The organism is Streptomyces sp. NPDC086023 (genome assembly GCF_044540325.1).
Lineage (GTDB): Bacteria > Actinomycetota > Actinomycetes > Streptomycetales > Streptomycetaceae > Streptomyces.
Genome location: NZ_JBITRX010000032.1, coordinates 47,554 through 63,515 on the forward strand (window position 1 = coordinate 47,554; position 15,962 = coordinate 63,515).

A 15,962-nucleotide genomic window follows, 5' to 3' on the forward strand; every position below is an offset into this window, starting at 1 on the left:
CACCGTGACGCCGCACTCGGCGGCGGGCCGCGCGGGCGCCTGGGCTCGTCACCCCCGGCTGCCCCGTGACCACGGTCAGGTCCGCCGGGTCACGGGCTGACCGCCTGTGCCAGCCACGCGAGAGGGCGCAGGGGAAACCACATCAGCGGCGGGGTGCGGGGCAGCGGGGCCTCGCTCTGGAGGGCGACGCCTGCGCGTGCACCCTGCCGGTCGCCCACGGACGGAGCCGGTACAGCGGATGCGCGGGACGCCGTGGTGCTTCCTCCGTCGGTCGGCTGGAGGCGCAGGACCGCGACCCGGGCCGCGGTGGTCCCCGCCGGGGCGCCGACGGCCGGAGCCGGGGCCGGCTCGATGGCCAGGACGGCGTTCGATCCGGGCGGCCCCGTGACGCGCAAGTCGTGCTCGGCCCGCAGGGCGACGCTGCGGCCCCAGCCGTCATGGGCCCACGCCAGGGTCTCGCCCTTGCGGACGACGGGGGCGGTGACGAGGGAGTCGGCGATCAGACGCCGGGTCGCCGTCTTCAGAGCGGCGGTGTCGGGCTGGTGCAACACGGCGCCGACGATGACCCTGCTGCCGTCGGTGGTGTCGCGGCGGGCGGCGAAGACGAGGTTGCGCCCGGCGGCTCGGGTGGTGCCGGTTTTGCCCGCGAAGACCCCGTCGCGGCCCAGCAGGGGGTTGGTGTTGGGGTGGTGGTGCCCGTCCGTGTCGGTGTAGGAGGAGCCGGCGAGGGTGGCGAAGTCCGGCAGGCGCAGCGCCGCTTGGAGGAGCCGGACCTGGTCCGCGGCCGTGGTGATGCTGGTGGTGTGCAGGCCGCTGGGGTCGGTGTAGTGCGTCGCGTCCATGCCGAGCCGGCGTGCCGTGTGGTTCATCTCGGCGACGAAGGCGACGGGGTCGGATCCGTACCAGCGGGCGAGCTCGTCGGCGACGTTGTTCGCCGAGGCCGCCAGCAGCGCCTGAAGGGCCTGACGTTCGGTCATGCGCTGCCCCGGCCGCAGCGGGACCACCGATTCCGACTGCGCCAGACGGGCGGGGTAGCGAGCCGCTTCGCCGGCGGACACGGTGAACGAGGGGCCGGCCTGCCCCGGCTCCAGCGGGTGACGGGACAGGAACACGTACGCCGTCATGAGCTTGGCCGTGCTGGCCGTCGGCACCGGAGCCTGGCCGGGGGAGGCGTACTCGCCACCGCCGGCGACGGCCAGGGCCGCCTGCCCGGCCGCCGGCCAGGCAGAGGTCGGCGGGGCTTTCGGCAAGGCGCGTACGACTTCGGCCGCGGATGCAGGATGCCCCAAGACCACCAGGCAGAGGGAGACGGCCGCGGTGCACACCACTGCGGTCAGAGCCGGCAGGGCAGTCAGGAGCCTGCGCCGCCGTGCCGCCTTGTGGTCGTACTCCAGCGGCTGGACGGTGTCACGGGGCATGCGGACTCCATGGTGCGGGGCTGGGCAGGGGGCGGATGCTCACCGGCACGGGGGCGGCTCTGCGTTCAGCGGGGCGTGGTCGACGGGCCGGCAGTCCGCGCAGCATGGACGGCTCCTCACGAAGCGGAGGGGAAAGGGGCAGCACTCCATCCCACCTGTCCGGATGGGGCCCGCTGTAGGGCCGATCGGAGGACCGAGGGGGATGACGCGGCGCCGAACGGCACCGGCGGCACGGGGAAGCCGAAGCGGGCACCGGGCTGCGCACCGCTCGCCGGGGCGGACGTCATCCGGATCGCGGGGGCGCAGCCGGGCGGGTCAAGGACGCACCGGCCCGCCCGTCGAACCGTCCGCCGGGGGACGGTGGCCGACGGCCCCGCCCTTCCCGCCGGCGCGCCGCGCGCGGTACGCGCCCGGCGGCATGCCCTCCCACCGGGTGAACGCCCGGACGAGCGCGGCCGCGCCGCTCAGCCCCACCGCGGCGGCGACCCGGTCCAGGGGAAGGGCGGTGGTCTCCAGCAACTCTGTGGCCCGTCCGTGGCGTGCGCTGTCGAGGAGTTCGCGCCACGACGTGCCGTCACCGGCCAGCGCCCTGCGCAGGCTCCGCACCCCCAGCCCGACCTTCTGCGCGGCGTCGTCGGCCCGCACGCCCTGGAGCGGGGCGTGCTCCAGCCACCGCTCCACCAGCCGGGAGACGGGCGTGCTCCCGCCCAAGTGCTCCAGCAGGCGCTCCGCGTACGCCCGGTGCAGTGCACCGAGCGCCGGATCGGACGGTGCCCGGCGTCGGTCGAACTCGGCATCCGTCACCCTGATCGCGTTCTGCGGCGCCCCGAAGGACACGGGGCAGCCCAGCACCCGCGCGTACGCCTCCGCTGCGGCGACGCGGCCGTGCATGAACGAGACCGACAGGGGCGTCCAGTCGTCGCCCGCGATCCAGCGGGCCGCCCGGACCATGCCGGCGATGACCGCCTCCACCTGCTGCGGGTGGAGGGCGGCGGGGTCGACGGGCCGGTAGTGGACCTCGGCGACACCGTCCCGCCGGCACCGCGTGACGGAGCCCGCCTCGCTGACGAGGGGGTGATAGCGCTCGGCCGCCGCCGCCCCTTCCGCCAGGCTGGCGCATCCGAGGACCACATGGCCCAGGATGTGCAGGTTGTCCGGACGGATGCGGTCGCCCACGCGCAGCCCGACGTCCGGGTCCGCGCCCGGGCCCGCGAGCGCCGCGTCCCACAGGGCGCGCACCTCGGCGAACGGCAGCCGCTCCCCGTTCGAAGACCAGGGCGCTCGGCCGACGCCCCGGGAGGTGGCGTTGAAGACCGCGAGCGCGTAGCCCGCCGAGACGGAGGCTGACTGGATGCCGGACATGCCGGCCAGTCAAATCGCGGGCACCGCCGCCGTCAACGCCCTCCCCCGTCGGGGAAGTCAAGGAGTTGGCCGCCCCGGTCAATGCCTGCGCCCGCCGCGCACCCGTAACGTCGGGGCAAGGGCCCCGGGCGCAGGTCCGCAGCGCCCCCCGTCAGCGGTCCGGGTGGCCGTCCGGCCGCCCGTCCCGGGGCCCTGCACCACCGGTCGTCATCCGGCCTCCCGCAGCCCCGCCCCGCCCCCGTTCCGCCCCCGCCCACAGGAGTACGCATGATCCTCTTCCTGCTGCCCTCGTCCGACTACGACCCCACGGAAGCGGCGGTTCCGTGGGCGGCACTGCGGCGGGCGGGCTACGACGTGCACTTCGCCACCCCCGACGGGCAGGGCGCCCTGGCCGACCGTCGGCTCACGGACACGGGCTTCTCCTGGCTCTCGCCCTGGCTGATGACCCGGCGCGCCGAACTGGCCGCGTACCGGCGCCTGACCGAGGACCCGCGGTTCCGCGCACCCATGGCGTACGCCGATGTCGACCCGACCGCGGTGACCGGCCTCTTCGTGCCCGGTGGCCATGCCCAGGGCATGCGCACCATGCTGGAGGACGCCACCGCCCAGCGGCTGTTCGCCGACGTGTTCACCCGGGACGTGCCGGTGGGCGCGGTGTGCCACGGCGTGCTGCTGGCGGCACGCGCCAAGGACCCCGCCACGGGGCGCTCGGTGCTGTACGGCCGCCGGACCACGGCCCTGACCTCGCTGTTGGAGCTGACCGGCTGGAACCTGACCCGGCTGTGGCTGGGGCGCTACTACCGCACCTACCCGGCCACGGTCCAGGAGGAGGTCACCGCGGCGCTGGCGGCCCCCCGGCATTTCCTCGCGGGCCCGCGCCTGCCGTTGCGCGACACCGCCCGGCGGCCGGGCCGCGGATTCACCGTGCGGGACGGCAACTACGTCTCCGCTCGGTGGCCGGGCGACTGCCACCGCCTGGCGGCCGACTACCTGGACCTGATCCGCTCCCACCGCCCCGACACGGCGGAAGCGGTCTCCTGAGGCGGTGGAGCGGATCGGCAGGCTCCGTCGGTGCCGCGGAGAGGCGTCAGGCCTGCTTCGCCCTGCGGGTCCGGTCGGTCAGCCACAGCAGCAGCGCGAGGGCCGGCAGGACCGCTGCACAGCCGGTGACAGCGGTCCAGCCACCGAAGCGGAAGGCCATGGACCCGATCTGGGACCCGAGTGCTCCGCCCAGGAAGAACGTCGCGATGTAGATGCTGTTGAGCCGGGCGCGTGCGCCGGCGTCGAGCTGGTAGATGGCGTGCTGCCCCACGACCAGCGTGCTCTGCACGGCCAAGTCGAGCAGGACGGCCGCGGCGACCAGCAGGACGATGTGGTGCTGCCCGAGCATCGCCAGGACCAGTGCACAGATGCACAGGACGAAGGCGACACCGGTCATCGGGCGTCCGCGCCCCCGGTCCGCCCAGCGGCCCGCCAGCGGCGCCACGAGCGCACCCGCCGCGCCGACCAGGGCGAAGAGACCGATGCCGATCTGGGAGCAGTGGAACGGCGCGTCGGTGAGGACGTAGGAGACGGTCGTCCAGAAGGCACTGAACGCACCGAACATGGCGGCCTGGTAGACGGCGCGGCGCCGCAGGACGGGATGGGTCCGCACCAGGCGGAATGTGGAGCGCAGCAGGGTGCCGTAGCTTCCCTGCGCGGCGGGGGTGCGCCGGGGCAGGGCCACGCGCAGGGTCACGGCGAGCACGCCCATCAGGGCGGCCGACACCAGGTAGACCACGCGCCAGCCGGCGGCCTCGGCGAGCAGGCTGCCCAGGGTTCGGGAGAGCAGGATGCCGGCGAGGAGACCGCTCATGACGCGCCCCACGACCTGGCCCCGCGTGTGGTCCGGAGCGAGGTCGGCTGCGAACGGAACCAGGATCTGGGCGACGACGGACGCCGCTCCGGCGATCAGGGCCGCGCCGAGGAGTACGGGGAAGCCGGGTGCCAGCCCGGCCGCCGCCATGGCCACGGTCACGACGACCAGCAGGGTCGAGACCAGGCGGCGGTTCTCCAGCCGGTCGCCGAGGGGGACCAGCAGCAGCATGCCCGCGGCGTAGCCGATCTGGGTCACGGTGACCAGCGCGCCGACGGTGCCCTCGTCGAGGTGGAAGGTGAGCCGGAGCATGTCCAGCAGGGGCTGGGCGTAGTAGAGGTTCGCCACGGTCAGGCCGCAGGACGCTGCGAGGAGGATCACGAGCCAGCCGGGAGGGCCGTCGGCGGCACGGTGCCGCACAGGAACGGCGATGCGGGCGGTGGATCCCTGGTTCTGGGGCGTAAGCATGAGTACCTCTGGGCGCGAGTCGGGCTCTGAAGGGAGGTCGGCCTCCGAGTGATGAATCCACCTTCCATATGGAATCTATTTTCTATATGGAAAGGAGTGTATACGATGGAGGCATGAGATTCCAGGGCGACCTGCCCCTAGCGGTCAACACCGGAGCCATGGCCCGGACCGTGCAGCACCTGTTCGCGGTACGGGTCGAGTCGGTGATCCAGCCGATGGGCTTCACGCTCGGCCAGTGGACCGTGATGCGTGAGCTTCGGAGGACACCGGGAGCGTCCGCATCGGAGCTCGCCCGGGCAGCCGGACACACCCCCCAGGCCTGCGGGGCGATCCTGAAGCAACTGCAGGCCGACGGCATCGTGGAACGGACCGCCGGCCGGGGCCGGATCGTCGAGAACCGCCTCACCGCCCACGGCACAGAAGTGACGGACGAGACGATCGGCAAGGTCGATGCGGTGCTCCGGCCCGCACTGGAAGAGTTCGGGCACGACAACCTCGACACGTACCTCGGCCTCGCCGCGCGCCTCATCGAGGCGCTGGACGGCACCGCGGGCAGCCCGCGCCCCCTCACCCGCCCCTGGACCCCGGACGAGCCGTCCGACTCCCCTCCCCGATAACGGGTACCTTCGGCCCGCGGACCGGCTCAGGAGCCGAGGATCTCCTCGCGGCGCACGGCGAGGCCGTCGACGTACCCGACGCCGTCGCGCCGGCTACTGCCGGCCGTGCTGCACGCAGGCCTGGTAGAAGGACCGATGAGCGCGGCGTTCGTCCAGGCCCAGCCAGGAGACCTCGCCCGCGAAGTCCGCGTACTCCGTGTACTCGAGGATGTGGCGGGTCTGCTCGTCGACGGCGTACGACAGCCCGGCCAGCAAGCGGCAGTACAGGTAGAAGGCACGCAGCAGGGAAGGGTCCGTCCACGTGGCGGGCTCGCCGGCTGCGATGAGCGGAGGCCACTGGTGGACCTCGGCCGCGAACGGGAAATCGGGCGGCATGGGCGGGACGTACGGGGCCGGGAGCACCATCTGCTCGACGAGCACGTTCTTTCCGTACTTTTTCGCCACGTCGCGCGAGAACCGCTCGACGGCCTTGCCCAGGGCCCTCTTGGTGTCGGCCGTGTGGTGCCTGGCGGGCATGCTCATGGCGGCCCAAGCCCTGCAGTAGTTCTCGTACTGCTGGGTCAGGCCCTTCAGCATGAGCGGCGTCCGGGGGGCGTCGGCGAAGACGCCGAAGTCCTGCTTCGCGCGTGCGGCGTCGATACGGGCCTTCAGCCAGCGGTCCTGGGCGTCGAGCCGCGCGGCCAAGTCCCCGTCGACGACCAGTGGCTGCTCGGGACGGAGTTCGTTGAGGCTCCTCAGAGCAGACCGGAGGCTGCGCTTCGCAGACTCCCATTCCCTCCTGCGGTCCAGACTGAGCAGCTCGTCGGCAGCCATGCTCCGGACCCGTTCGACGGCTGTGTCGAAGGCTTCCCGACGGCGCGCGCGGACATCGGTGCCGACGGGTGTCCGCCCGGTGCGGCCACCAGGGGACGCGGGCCGTGCCGGGGCGGCGGTTCCGGGCCGCGGCGGGGCCGCGGACGCGGGCGCCGTCTTGCCGGGGCTCTGCCAGGGCCACCGCGTGGGAGCCGGCCTGGCCGGCGCAGGGGGCGCGGCCTTGGGTGGCGCCTTGCCAGAGCGCTGCCAAGGCCGCCATGCCGTGCCCGGCGTCCTGGGCCTGTCCGGCAGTTCACTCATGGTGCCCCGCTCCTCCTCCGGTCGACGGGATCCGATTTCCCGCGGAAGGCTACGGCGCAGGACCGGCAGCCGAAGCCCCCTTCGGCCAAGCGGGAGCGCAGGCTTCCGGGTGGCGGACGACCGGGACCCCGGGCGGACCGCAAGGCCTCGGCCCGCAGAGGCGGTTGGGGGACGAGCGTGGGGTCACCGGCGCACCGGGGATCCCCCTGTGCCACCTCCGAAAGGCGGATGGCGAGGCGCGCTCCGCCGTCTACCGTCCATGCCGTCGGCGCACGCGCCGGCACGGTCTCCCCGGCTCAACGGCGCGCCGAGGAGGCTCACGCCCCGGAACTCGGCGCAAGGTCCCGAACATGCGCCGCCCGGGGCGGTCGTGGGTGCCCTCGCATGGCGCGAAGGCACCCACGAGCCCCGGGCGTCCCTGCCCGGGGCCTTGAAGTCCCCGGCAGCCAGCAGGACAGGGCACATGGGGGCTGGCTGCCGTTCCCTCCCCCGGATGGGGGAGAGCGGGTCGGCCCACGGGGAGTGGCCGACCCTGGAACGCTAGCGCCGCCGCTGACGGCCGGGATCCCCCGAAAGGCCGGGGAATCGGCCGAGCCTGACGACTCGTCCAGTTGGCGCGAGCCGGGCAGGCGACAGGCGCGGCCGCTCCACCGCTGCCGTCGCCTGGCTGCCGAAAGCAGATGATTGAGTTGCTGACGGGCCCGGAACGAGGGAGCAGGGAATGATCTCGTCGGAAGACCGCCACCAGAGGCACCGCATCCAGGTCGGTGGCCTTGCCATGGCATACGTCGACGAAGGGGAAGGTGACCCGATCGTCTTCCTCCACGGGAACCCGACGTCGTCGTACATCTGGCGCAACGTGATCCCTCACGTGGTGGACCAGGGACGCTGTATCGCGCCGGACCTGATCGGGATGGGCGATTCGGACAAGCTTCCCGACAGCGGACCGGACTCCTACCGCTTCGTCGAGCACCGCCGTTACCTGGATGGACTCCTCCAGACCCTCGGCGTTCGCGAACGGGTGGTCCTGGTGGTGCAGGACTGGGGATCGGCCCTGGGCTTCGACTGGGCCTACCGGCACCAGTCCGCAGTCCGGGGCATCGCCTACATGGAGGCCTTCGTGGCCCCGATCCCCTCCTGGGACGACATGCCCGAGCAGGGAGCCGCGTTCCTCCGGGCGATCAGGTCCCCCGCAGGAGAGGAAATGGTCCTCGACCGGAACGCTTTCATCGAGGACGTTCTGCCACATCAGGTGCTGCGCGGGCTTTCCGGAGAGGAGACGGCTGCGTACCGGCGCCCCTACATCGAGCCGGGTGAATCCCGCAGACCCACCCTGACCTGGCCGCGCCAGGTCCCCATCGCGGGCGAACCGAAGGACGTCCACGACACCGTCACCCGCTATGCGGAATGGCTCGCCACCTCTTCGGTTCCCAAGCTGTTCCTCGAATCAGTGCCCGGCGTCATGTTCGAGGCGCACCGCGCGGTCGCCCGGTCGTGGCCGAACCAGACACATCTGACGATCACAGGCAGCCATATGCTCCAGGAGGACGCTCCCGACGACATCGGAACAGCTCTCGCCTCCTGGCTGCGAACGCTGTAGTCCCCGGACACGATCGCGAACGGGATCGAGCGGAAAGTTCACCGGCGGGCGGACCTCGCGAAGCCTCCCTCGGCCTCGCCACCCGCCTCATCACCCGCCGCCCCGTCCAACGCCTTTGTGAGGACCTCTTAGCGTGGCGTTGGGGAACCGGGGCCCAGGATGTCGTTCCGGCACCGTCCTGAAAGGAGGCTTCGTGAACGGCTCAGACACCGGTACGCGCGGCCGCCCGGCCCGCCCTGCCCCGCGGCGCAGCGCGCACGATCTCTTCACCCCTTTCGGCCGCGGATCCCCCGGCCCCGGCAGCACGGCCGTCCTCCCGGTCCCGGCGCCCTCGCGCAGGGCGTACGACCTGTTCACCAAGTGCGTCGCCGGGACCGCGCGGCAACCGTCCGGGCCGGCCGCCGGAGACGAGCCGGTCCTCTTCTGCCGGATGCTGCGGGCGCGACGGACGAAGGGGCCCGAAGGCCCGGGGCCGCAGTGACCGGACCCTGACGGGCCTGCGCGGCGGGTCATCTGCGTCGTCCAGGGCTCTGCCCCGGCGCCGCGCCACGGCCGTCCCGTACGCCCGCCTCACACCGACCGGGGGCCGCGGGCACCACACTGCTCGTACGGTTCCGCACCGGCACGGCGAAGGGGACGGATGAGCGGCGTGGGCTTGGCCCGGGCAGAGCGCTCGGACCGCATGCGCAAGATCGTGGCCACCGACGGACCCACCGCGGCGCGCATCCTCGTCACCGCCGTCGCCGGGTGGCAGGTCGCCCTCTGGCTGGGCGCCGACCAGCCCCCGGTCTACGCGGCCGTCGTCCCGCTGGTGGCTCTGCGCGGGGATCCCATGACCGCCCTGACCCTGTCGTTCCAGCGGGTCCTCGGCGTCGTCGCGGGTGTGCTGCTCGGCATCACGGTCCTCAACCTGGTGAGCCCCTCGACCGCCGCCCTGGCCCTGGTGATGGCCCTGGCCCTGGCCCTGGGCATGGTGCTGCGGGCCGGCGGCCTGAACCTCCAGGTGGCCGTCTCCTCCCTGATGGTCTTCGCCAACCCGTCCCCGGACGCCTACGCCTTCCACCGCCTGTGGGAAACGGCGGCCGGGGCGGCGGTGACCGTCTTCCTCGCCCCGCTGCTGTGGCCCCCGAACCCCCGCCGCATCCTGCCGGGCCTGGCCGAGAACTGCCGGGCACGCCTGACCGGGGCCCTCACCGGGTCCGTGGCCGCCCTCGGCGCCGAGCCCGTCCTGGCCCGCGAGAACCTCGCGGTCGTCACCGAGCACTGCGCGGCGATCCGTGACGACGCCGCCCGCGCCCGGGAGGCCGAGCGCCTGCTGCGCTTCAATCCGCTGCGCCGGCACGACCGCGCGGAGGTACGACGGCTGGCCCTCGCCGTCGAGAGCGCCGACCGGCTCGCCCCCCACGTCTCGGCCCTGGCCCGGGAAGTGGCGGCGTTCGCCGGCCGGGCCGACGTGGCCCCCGTTCTGGCGGACGCCCGGCCCCGGCTCGTCGACTTGGCCGCCTCCACCAACACGGCGATCGAGCGCGCCCTCTCCGGGGAGGGCCCAGGGCCGGCCGCGGCCAGCGCCCGCGCCTCGCTCTCCGCATACCGGGACGCCGACTCCCGCCCCGCCGCGGTGGCCCTGCGCCGCCCGTTCCTGCGCATCCTGGACGACCTCGACGCGGGACCGGCGGTCTGATCCGCCGCCGGCAGAACGGTCATCGGGCCCTTCCCCCCTCGCAGCGGGATCAGCCGTGCCCGCAGGGTCTGCCCCGCGACCTGCCTGTTGAGCCATATGCAATACGCCGGACACAACCGCACGCTGGGAGAGCCCTACAGCGCACCAATGGAGAACTCATGTCCACAACACCTTTCCACGAGCTTCTGACCGACTCGGTGTCCAATGGCTACGTTCCGGAAACAATGTACGAACAGGACAGCCTCTATTGGGAACTCACCAAGAATTACTGGTGCTACGCCAGGGAAATCAACGAGCTCGTCTATCCGTGGCAGACGTCCTCCGATCCTAGAATCGCGGAGGCACGAGGCCCGGTCCAGGAGTGGCTGAACCGGCAGGACACTCCCTGCACCACCCTGGAGGAACTGTTCACCGCATTCATTGCCCTTGAGCAGCAGAAGATCCGGCTTGCGAACAGCCCGGCCTCGGGAAGCGGCGGGACGGCGCCCACGAATACGCAACGGCAGGGCACCGCCGCGGTCAAGCCCGCACCGAAGGCCGTCCTCCCCTCACCCCCGGAGAAGCAGGAGGGAGCGGTCCCGCCCGAGAAGGTCCTGGCGATGTTGCGGAAGTTCCACGAACTGGGCGAGGTGTCGCCCTCCCAGTTCTGCAGGATGCTGGAGGTCCTGGACTCTTTCGGAAACGAGGGCCTCACCGTCGAATATTCCGACACGGAGCCCGCGGATTTCCGTGTCACGGAATCCGATGGCCGCCTGGAAAACATCTCCTTCGCGCCGGCCTCGGCCAAGTAGGACAGAAGTCCGAGCGGCTCGAATTTCCACGCAGCCACCGCAACCGCCGCCCAAGAGACAGGAAAAGCAATAATGACGGAAATGAATCCGCAGGCCCTGATGCCGGAGCTCCACGCGATACAGGGAGCCAAGACTGCCGCAGATCTGCTCGTCCCCGCCATCGGCGACATTCATGATGTGAACGCCAAGGTCCACAAGGACACCTTCGGCAATGGCACCGATTACAGCCGGCACACGGTGAAGAAGGCCACCAACCTCTTCAGAATCAAGTTCACCTACTCGAAGAACCGCAGTGCGCTGGTCACGGCGAACCCGATCGTCATGGCCGCCCGAGGCATCAAGAAGGCCGCGGAGGGGGTGAAGTTGCGTGCCGACCAGGCGATGTACTCCAAGGACAATGCGGTGGTGCTGGGCGACAAGCACGATCTGGAGAAGTTCGACATCAAGACCCGGTTCGTCGTTCCGCTGGAGCTGACGTTCGACCTCACGCCCTTCACCCGGTACCCCGCCCGCGAGTACGAGGCGTACAAGCTGAAGATGGCCGCCGCCGCCGAGCGGGGAGAGGATTTTCCCCCTTACGACGGTCCGGAATACAAGGGCGACACCCTTTCCGACTACCTTCAGATCACCACGCTCGACCTGCATCTCGGCGCGCACGTCAATGTGATCAATGCCAACTCGGAGCCTCTCAAGGTCTACGCGGACGTCCTCCCGGACGACCATACGAGCGACCGCGAGACTCGGTTCATCAGGGTTCTCCTCCACTTCCGGTCGCCCGGCATGCGCGCCTTCCCCCAGAAGCTGGAAGAGGACTACGAGCTCCGGTTCGAGGTACGCCGGGACGGCACCTGGGACTACGCTCCCGAGGAACTCCCGGACGATGCGACCGAGATCGAGAAGAAGCTCGCCATGGAACGGGAGGAGGAAGTCCAGGCCCACTTCAAGTTCCACAAGCCGAAGCAGCCGAAGATCGGCTCCCAGAAGCACCAGAAGAAGATGGAGAAGCGGGTCGAAACGCCGGCGTCTTTCGTGTTCGATCCGGACGTTGCAGCCGAAGATCTCACCCAGGAGCAAATAGACGGAGCCTTCCGGCAGATCATCGACCTGGCGGTCCACGGGAAGATCGACGGTGCCGAGAAGGCGCTGACGCTCATCGTGGAGCAGGCCAACCTGAAGGGTTTCGGCCTCGGCTTCATCCTGGCCACAAGGCTCAAGGAGTTCGGGATCGACGGGTTCCCGAAGAAGATCCTCGACGACACCCAGTACCCGGCGAGGCCACTTCTTCACTGGCTCCACGACAGAATGGGTGCCGAAATCCATGTCGACCAGGTGATCGATCTGATCCTCAAGGGGCGGAGGAGGGACCTACTCAAGGTCCGCACGGTTCTCGACAAGGAGTTCGGAACCAACAAGCCCAACAAGGTCAACTTCCTCGTCAAGGCAGCGGCAAAACGCGGAGTTCTCATGTCCCCGCCGCCGGGCCTGACGCTTTCGGAGCTCTTCGCCGCCATCCGGGAAGCCTTCCGTAAGACGCCCGAGACGACGGTCCTGCCCCGGCCGAAGCCGGCCGACAAGGAGGAGGCGTCGCGCGAGCTGATCCCGCAGTCGGAGGACGGCGTCGACAAGAACGTGAGCCCCGCCGTCCGGACGCTGTGCCAGAACCTGGCCAAGGCCGACCGGTCGACGGCCCTGAAGCTCCTCACCACCTACCGTAATGATGTGGGTGCACGGACCTTCAGTGGAGCCCTGTACCACCTGGTGCAGGCCGCCCACATCGAGTTCAGGGACGCGACCAGCTTCCTCACCCTGCAGATCACCGAGATGAGCCCCTACGGCCCGCTGGACACCACCGCCCGCGGGAACGACATCGACGCCGCCATCGACGCCCTCGACGACGTGCGCAGCGCGATGGCGATGATGTAGCGCCACGCCGGCCCTCACAGGTCCGGCCCTGGGAAGCGTCGCTTTCCGGGGCCGGACCTGCCTGTTCTCCGCCGGCCCCGGGAATCGGGCCCGACCGGATGTGGAGCGGCCGCCGTCGTCCGGACACTCAGGACGACGGCGGCCGCGGTCGGGGCGGGTCAGCGGCCCGCCGGGACGCCGGCCGGTGTCGGGCCGGCCAGCAGCGCGGCTTCCTCCGGGGTGACGTCCCCGTCCGGCTCGGGAGTCCTCTTCGAGGAGCGCATGCGGCGCTCGATCCGGGAGGCCAGGGCCGTGAGGGCGAAGTTCACGGCGATGTAGATCAGGGCGATGACGACCAGTGAGGCGATCGTGTTGGCGCCGTAGTTGGCCGGGATCGTCTGGTAGGCGGACAGGAGGTCCTCGACGCCCAGGAGCGCGCCGCCGATCGCGGTGTCCTTGAGGATCACCACCAGTTGGCTGACGAGGGCCGGCAGCATGACGGAGACCGCCTGCGGCAGCAGCACGTACCGCACGGTCTGGCCCTTGCGCATGCCGAGGGCCTTGGCCGCGTCGCTCTGGCCGTGCGGCAGGGAGTGGATGCCGGCCCGCACGATCTCGGCGATCACGGAGGCGTTGTACAGCACCAGGCCGGCGACGACGGCGCAGAACGGGCGGAGGTCGGAGCTGATGTCGGTGAAGCTGACGAGCAGCGCGGAGCCGAAGAGCATCAGCATCAGCACCGGGATGGCGCGGAAGAACTCGACGACCGCGCCGGCGGGCACCCGGACCCAGGCGTGGTCGGAGAGCCGGCCGATGCCCAGCAGGGCGCCCAGCGGGAGGGCTATGACGATCGCGACGGCCGCCGCCTTGAGGGTCTCTCCCAGGCCGGGCAGCAGGAAGGTCGTCCAGACGTTCCCGTCCTCGACGAACGGCGTCCACTTGGCGGCGTCCAGCTGGCCCTTGTCGGCCAGTCCCTTCAGGACCCACGTCAGGGCCGCGCCCGCCAGCAACACGAAGGCCACCGTGTACAGGAGGTTGCGCCGCCTGGCCTTGGGGCCGGGGGTGTCGTACAGGACGGAGCTCATCGCTTCACCGCCATTCGCTTGGCCGCCCAGCCCAGCAGCAGGCCGGTCGGCAGGGTGAGCACGACGAATCCGAAGGCGAAGACCGCGAAGACGGCCAGGATCGCGTCGGACTCGTTCTCGATCATTTCCTTCATGAGCAGCGACGCTTCGGCCACGCCGATCGCGGCGGCCACCGTGGTGTTCTTGGTGAGCGCGATCAGCACGTTGGCGAGCGGCGCGATGACGGCGCGGAAGGCCTGCGGCAGCACGACGAGGCGGATCACCTGGAGGAAGCTCAGGCCCAGTGCGCGGGCGGCCTCGGCCTGGCCGGGCGGCACGGTGTTGATGCCGGAGCGCAGCGCCTCGCACACGAACGTGCCGGTGTAGGCGACGAATCCGAAGACGGCCAGCCGGAAGCCCGACTCCTTGAAGTTGTCACCGCCGAGGGTGACGTTCAGCGTCTGGCCCAGGCCGAGCGAGCAGCCGATGATGATCAGCGTCAGCGGGGTGTTGCGGACCAGATTGACGTACGCGGTGCCGAAGGACCGCATCAGCGGGACGGGGCTGACCCGCATGCCGGCCAGCAGCGTTCCCCACACCAGGGAGCCCGCGGCGGACCAGAGGGTGAGCTGGACCGTCATCCAGAAGGCACCGATGACGTCGTACTGCGGGTTGTCCAGAAAATCAAACACGTTGTTGCCCTGCGTTCCGGAGGTCGGCGGAGGGGGTGCGCCGCCGGCCGGTGGCCGGCGACGCGTTCCGCGATGGACTCAGCTGCCTTCGGTGACCTGCGGGGCAGGTGCGTTCTTGTAGTGCGCGGGGCCGAAGTTGGCCTCCACGGCCTTCTTCCAGGAACCGTCCTGGACCAGCTTCTTCAGAGCCGCGTTGACGTCCGCCCGGAGCCGGCCGTCCCCCTTCTTCAGGCCTATGCCGTAGTACTCGTCGCTCAGGCTGAGGCCGGCGAGCCGGAACTTGCCCTGCTGCCCGGGCTGGGCGGCGTAACCGGCCAGGATGGAGTCGTCGGTGGTGATGGCGTCGACGGTCTTGTTCTCCAGGCCCGTCAGACACTCGGAGTAGCTGCTGAACTCCTGGAGGTCGGCCTTGGGCGCCAGCTTCTCCTTCACGTTCTGCGCGGAGGTCGAGCCGGTGACCGAACAGAGCTTCTTGTCGTTCAGGTCCTCGGCCTTGGTGATCGAGTCGTCGTCGGCGCGGACCAGCAGGTCCTGATGGGCCAGGAAGTACGGGCCGGCGAAGTCGACCTCCTTCTTGCGCTTGTCGTTGATCGAGTAGCTCGCGACGATGAAGTCGACGTCACCGTTCTTGATCAGCTGCTCGCGCTGCGCGCTCGGGGCCTTCTTGAACTCGATCTGGTCGGGCTGGTAACCGAGCTCCCGGGCGACGTAGCGCGCGACGTCCACGTCGAAGCCGGCGAACGTGCCGTCCGGCTTCTTCAGTGCCAGGCCCGGCTGGTCGAACTTGATGCCGATGGTGATCTTCTTGCCGCCGCCGGAGGAACCGCCGGAGGAACCGCCGGAGGACTTCTCGTCCTCACCCCCGCCACAGGCGGTCGCGGTCAGGGCGAGGGCGGCGATGACTGCTGCGGCCGAACCGGCCTTCAGGAGCTTCATGGGGGATCTCTCTTGGGGAGGAAGGGGGTGTGGGGGGGGGCGGCCCGCGGGCACGGCAGGTCGGCCGTGTCGGCGGGTCTGGGGGTGGTTCTGGGCCCGGGGCCGGGGCGGCGGAGGCGGGTGCCGGGGAGACCGGGGACCGCGACGGCCGGGCACGGGCCGTGGGGGCGGGCGCTCCCGGTCGGCTGGACAGGACCGGAAGATCAGCAGGGGGTCTCGCCGGGCGGGCCGGCCCGGCGCCGGGCCGGGAGAGGCGGGCCCGCGTGAGGGCGGGTGACGGAGACCGGGCCGGGTGAGGCCGGAGAGGGCCGGCGGGCCGGGATGGGGGCCGGCGGGCCGAGGTGCTGCCGGGACTCCCTCAGTGCTTGAGGATCTTCGACAGGAAGTCCTTGGCACGATCGCTGCGCGGGTTGTTGAAGAACTGGTCGGGCGTCGCCTCTTCGACGATCTTCCCGTCGGCCAT

At 71.0% G+C, this 15,962-nt stretch carries 13 protein-coding genes and 1 pseudogene; 6 read left to right on the top strand and 8 right to left on the bottom strand.

Features of this window, described 5'->3' with window-relative positions; all coding sequences use genetic code 11:
* Positions 1–89: 89 nt before the first annotated feature.
* Entirely contained in the window at positions 90–1,418 is a 1,329-nt protein-coding gene (locus ACIF6F_RS35710; protein ID WP_399957300.1) for a D-alanyl-D-alanine carboxypeptidase family protein, read from the bottom strand.
* A gap of 315 nt (positions 1,419–1,733) precedes the next feature.
* Complete coding sequence (locus ACIF6F_RS35715; RefSeq protein ID WP_399957303.1) at positions 1,734–2,780, bottom strand: AraC family transcriptional regulator ligand-binding domain-containing protein; 1,047 nt, start codon at positions 2,778–2,780, stop codon at positions 1,734–1,736.
* 267 nt (positions 2,781–3,047) lie between these two features.
* Here ACIF6F_RS35715 and ACIF6F_RS35720 point away from each other — a divergent pair, with 267 nt between their 5' ends.
* Entirely contained in the window at positions 3,048–3,821 is a 774-nt protein-coding gene (locus tag ACIF6F_RS35720; RefSeq protein WP_399957306.1) for a type 1 glutamine amidotransferase domain-containing protein, read from the top strand.
* A gap of 46 nt (positions 3,822–3,867) precedes the next feature.
* On the opposite strand, the gene ACIF6F_RS35725 is transcribed toward ACIF6F_RS35720, so the two are convergent.
* Entirely contained in the window at positions 3,868–5,103 is a 1,236-nt protein-coding gene (locus tag ACIF6F_RS35725) for an MFS transporter (protein WP_399957309.1), read from the bottom strand.
* Between the two features lie 113 nt (positions 5,104–5,216).
* On the opposite strand from ACIF6F_RS35725, the gene ACIF6F_RS35730 reads away from it, so the two are divergent.
* Positions 5,217–5,720: a MarR family winged helix-turn-helix transcriptional regulator gene (locus ACIF6F_RS35730; protein WP_399957312.1), complete on the top strand. Its 504-nt coding sequence runs from the start codon at positions 5,217–5,219 to the stop codon at positions 5,718–5,720.
* Between the two features lie 93 nt (positions 5,721–5,813).
* Here the strand turns inward: ACIF6F_RS35730 and ACIF6F_RS35735 are convergent, their stop codons facing one another.
* A complete protein-coding gene (locus tag ACIF6F_RS35735; protein WP_399957315.1) occupies positions 5,814–6,533 on the bottom strand; it encodes a hypothetical protein in 720 nt (239 codons plus the stop codon).
* 1,021 nt (positions 6,534–7,554) lie between these two features.
* Here ACIF6F_RS35735 and ACIF6F_RS35740 point away from each other — a divergent pair.
* The 4 genes from ACIF6F_RS35740 (at position 7,555) to ACIF6F_RS35755 (ending at position 12,828) form a co-directional block, all read left to right on the top strand.
* Positions 7,555–8,433 carry a haloalkane dehalogenase gene (locus ACIF6F_RS35740; RefSeq protein ID WP_399957317.1) on the top strand — a complete coding sequence of 293 codons (879 nt, stop codon included), beginning with the start codon at positions 7,555–7,557 and terminating at the stop codon, positions 8,431–8,433.
* Positions 8,434–9,115: 682 nt separating this feature from the next.
* Positions 9,116–10,114 carry an FUSC family protein gene (locus ACIF6F_RS35745; RefSeq protein ID WP_399957320.1) on the top strand — a complete coding sequence of 333 codons (999 nt, stop codon included), beginning with the start codon at positions 9,116–9,118 and terminating at the stop codon, positions 10,112–10,114.
* Positions 10,115–10,272: 158 nt separating this feature from the next.
* Entirely contained in the window at positions 10,273–10,905 is a 633-nt protein-coding gene (locus tag ACIF6F_RS35750; RefSeq protein WP_399957324.1) for a hypothetical protein, read from the top strand.
* Between the two features lie 81 nt (positions 10,906–10,986).
* A complete protein-coding gene (locus tag ACIF6F_RS35755; RefSeq protein WP_399957327.1) occupies positions 10,987–12,828 on the top strand; it encodes a hypothetical protein in 1,842 nt (613 codons plus the stop codon).
* Positions 12,829–12,986: 158 nt separating this feature from the next.
* Here ACIF6F_RS35755 and ACIF6F_RS35760 read toward each other — a convergent pair whose 3' ends face one another.
* The 4 genes and pseudogenes from ACIF6F_RS35760 to ACIF6F_RS35775 form a co-directional block, all read right to left on the bottom strand.
* Positions 12,987–13,892: an amino acid ABC transporter permease gene (locus ACIF6F_RS35760; RefSeq protein ID WP_399957330.1), complete on the bottom strand. Its 906-nt coding sequence runs from the start codon at positions 13,890–13,892 to the stop codon at positions 12,987–12,989.
* Positions 13,889–14,563 carry an amino acid ABC transporter permease gene (locus ACIF6F_RS35765; RefSeq protein WP_399957333.1) on the bottom strand — a complete coding sequence of 225 codons (675 nt, stop codon included), beginning with the start codon at positions 14,561–14,563 and terminating at the stop codon, positions 13,889–13,891. Before ACIF6F_RS35765 ends, ACIF6F_RS35760 begins: the two co-directional genes overlap by 4 nt.
* Positions 14,564–14,641: 78 nt before the next feature.
* Positions 14,642–15,499 carry a glutamate ABC transporter substrate-binding protein gene (locus ACIF6F_RS35770; RefSeq protein WP_399957336.1) on the bottom strand — a complete coding sequence of 286 codons (858 nt, stop codon included), beginning with the start codon at positions 15,497–15,499 and terminating at the stop codon, positions 14,642–14,644.
* A gap of 358 nt (positions 15,500–15,857) precedes the next feature.
* Positions 15,858–15,962 (bottom strand): annotated as a pseudogene (locus ACIF6F_RS35775) (amino acid ABC transporter ATP-binding protein); the annotation flags it as partial.

What these genes read in the sequence shown, in the direction of transcription:
- ACIF6F_RS35720 (WP_399957306.1), top strand. Translation starts at nt 3,048, where the DNA reads ATGATCCTCTTCCTGCTGCCCTCGTCCGACTACGACCCCACGGAAGCG.
- ACIF6F_RS35710 (WP_399957300.1), bottom strand. Translation starts at nt 1,418, where the DNA reads ATGCCCCGTGACACCGTCCAGCCGCTGGAGTACGACCACAAGGCGGCA.
- ACIF6F_RS35740 (WP_399957317.1), top strand. Translation starts at nt 7,555, where the DNA reads ATGATCTCGTCGGAAGACCGCCACCAGAGGCACCGCATCCAGGTCGGT.
- ACIF6F_RS35735 (WP_399957315.1), bottom strand. Translation starts at nt 6,533, where the DNA reads ATGGCTGCCGACGAGCTGCTCAGTCTGGACCGCAGGAGGGAATGGGAG.
- ACIF6F_RS35715 (WP_399957303.1), bottom strand. Translation starts at nt 2,780, where the DNA reads ATGTCCGGCATCCAGTCAGCCTCCGTCTCGGCGGGCTACGCGCTCGCG.
- ACIF6F_RS35770 (WP_399957336.1), bottom strand. Translation starts at nt 15,499, where the DNA reads ATGAAGCTCCTGAAGGCCGGTTCGGCCGCAGCAGTCATCGCCGCCCTC.
- ACIF6F_RS35760 (WP_399957330.1), bottom strand. Translation starts at nt 13,892, where the DNA reads ATGAGCTCCGTCCTGTACGACACCCCCGGCCCCAAGGCCAGGCGGCGC.
- ACIF6F_RS35730 (WP_399957312.1), top strand. Translation starts at nt 5,217, where the DNA reads ATGAGATTCCAGGGCGACCTGCCCCTAGCGGTCAACACCGGAGCCATG.
- ACIF6F_RS35755 (WP_399957327.1), top strand. Translation starts at nt 10,987, where the DNA reads ATGAATCCGCAGGCCCTGATGCCGGAGCTCCACGCGATACAGGGAGCC.
- ACIF6F_RS35750 (WP_399957324.1), top strand. Translation starts at nt 10,273, where the DNA reads ATGTCCACAACACCTTTCCACGAGCTTCTGACCGACTCGGTGTCCAAT.
- ACIF6F_RS35725 (WP_399957309.1), bottom strand. Translation starts at nt 5,103, where the DNA reads ATGCTTACGCCCCAGAACCAGGGATCCACCGCCCGCATCGCCGTTCCT.
- ACIF6F_RS35745 (WP_399957320.1), top strand. Translation starts at nt 9,116, where the DNA reads ATGCGCAAGATCGTGGCCACCGACGGACCCACCGCGGCGCGCATCCTC.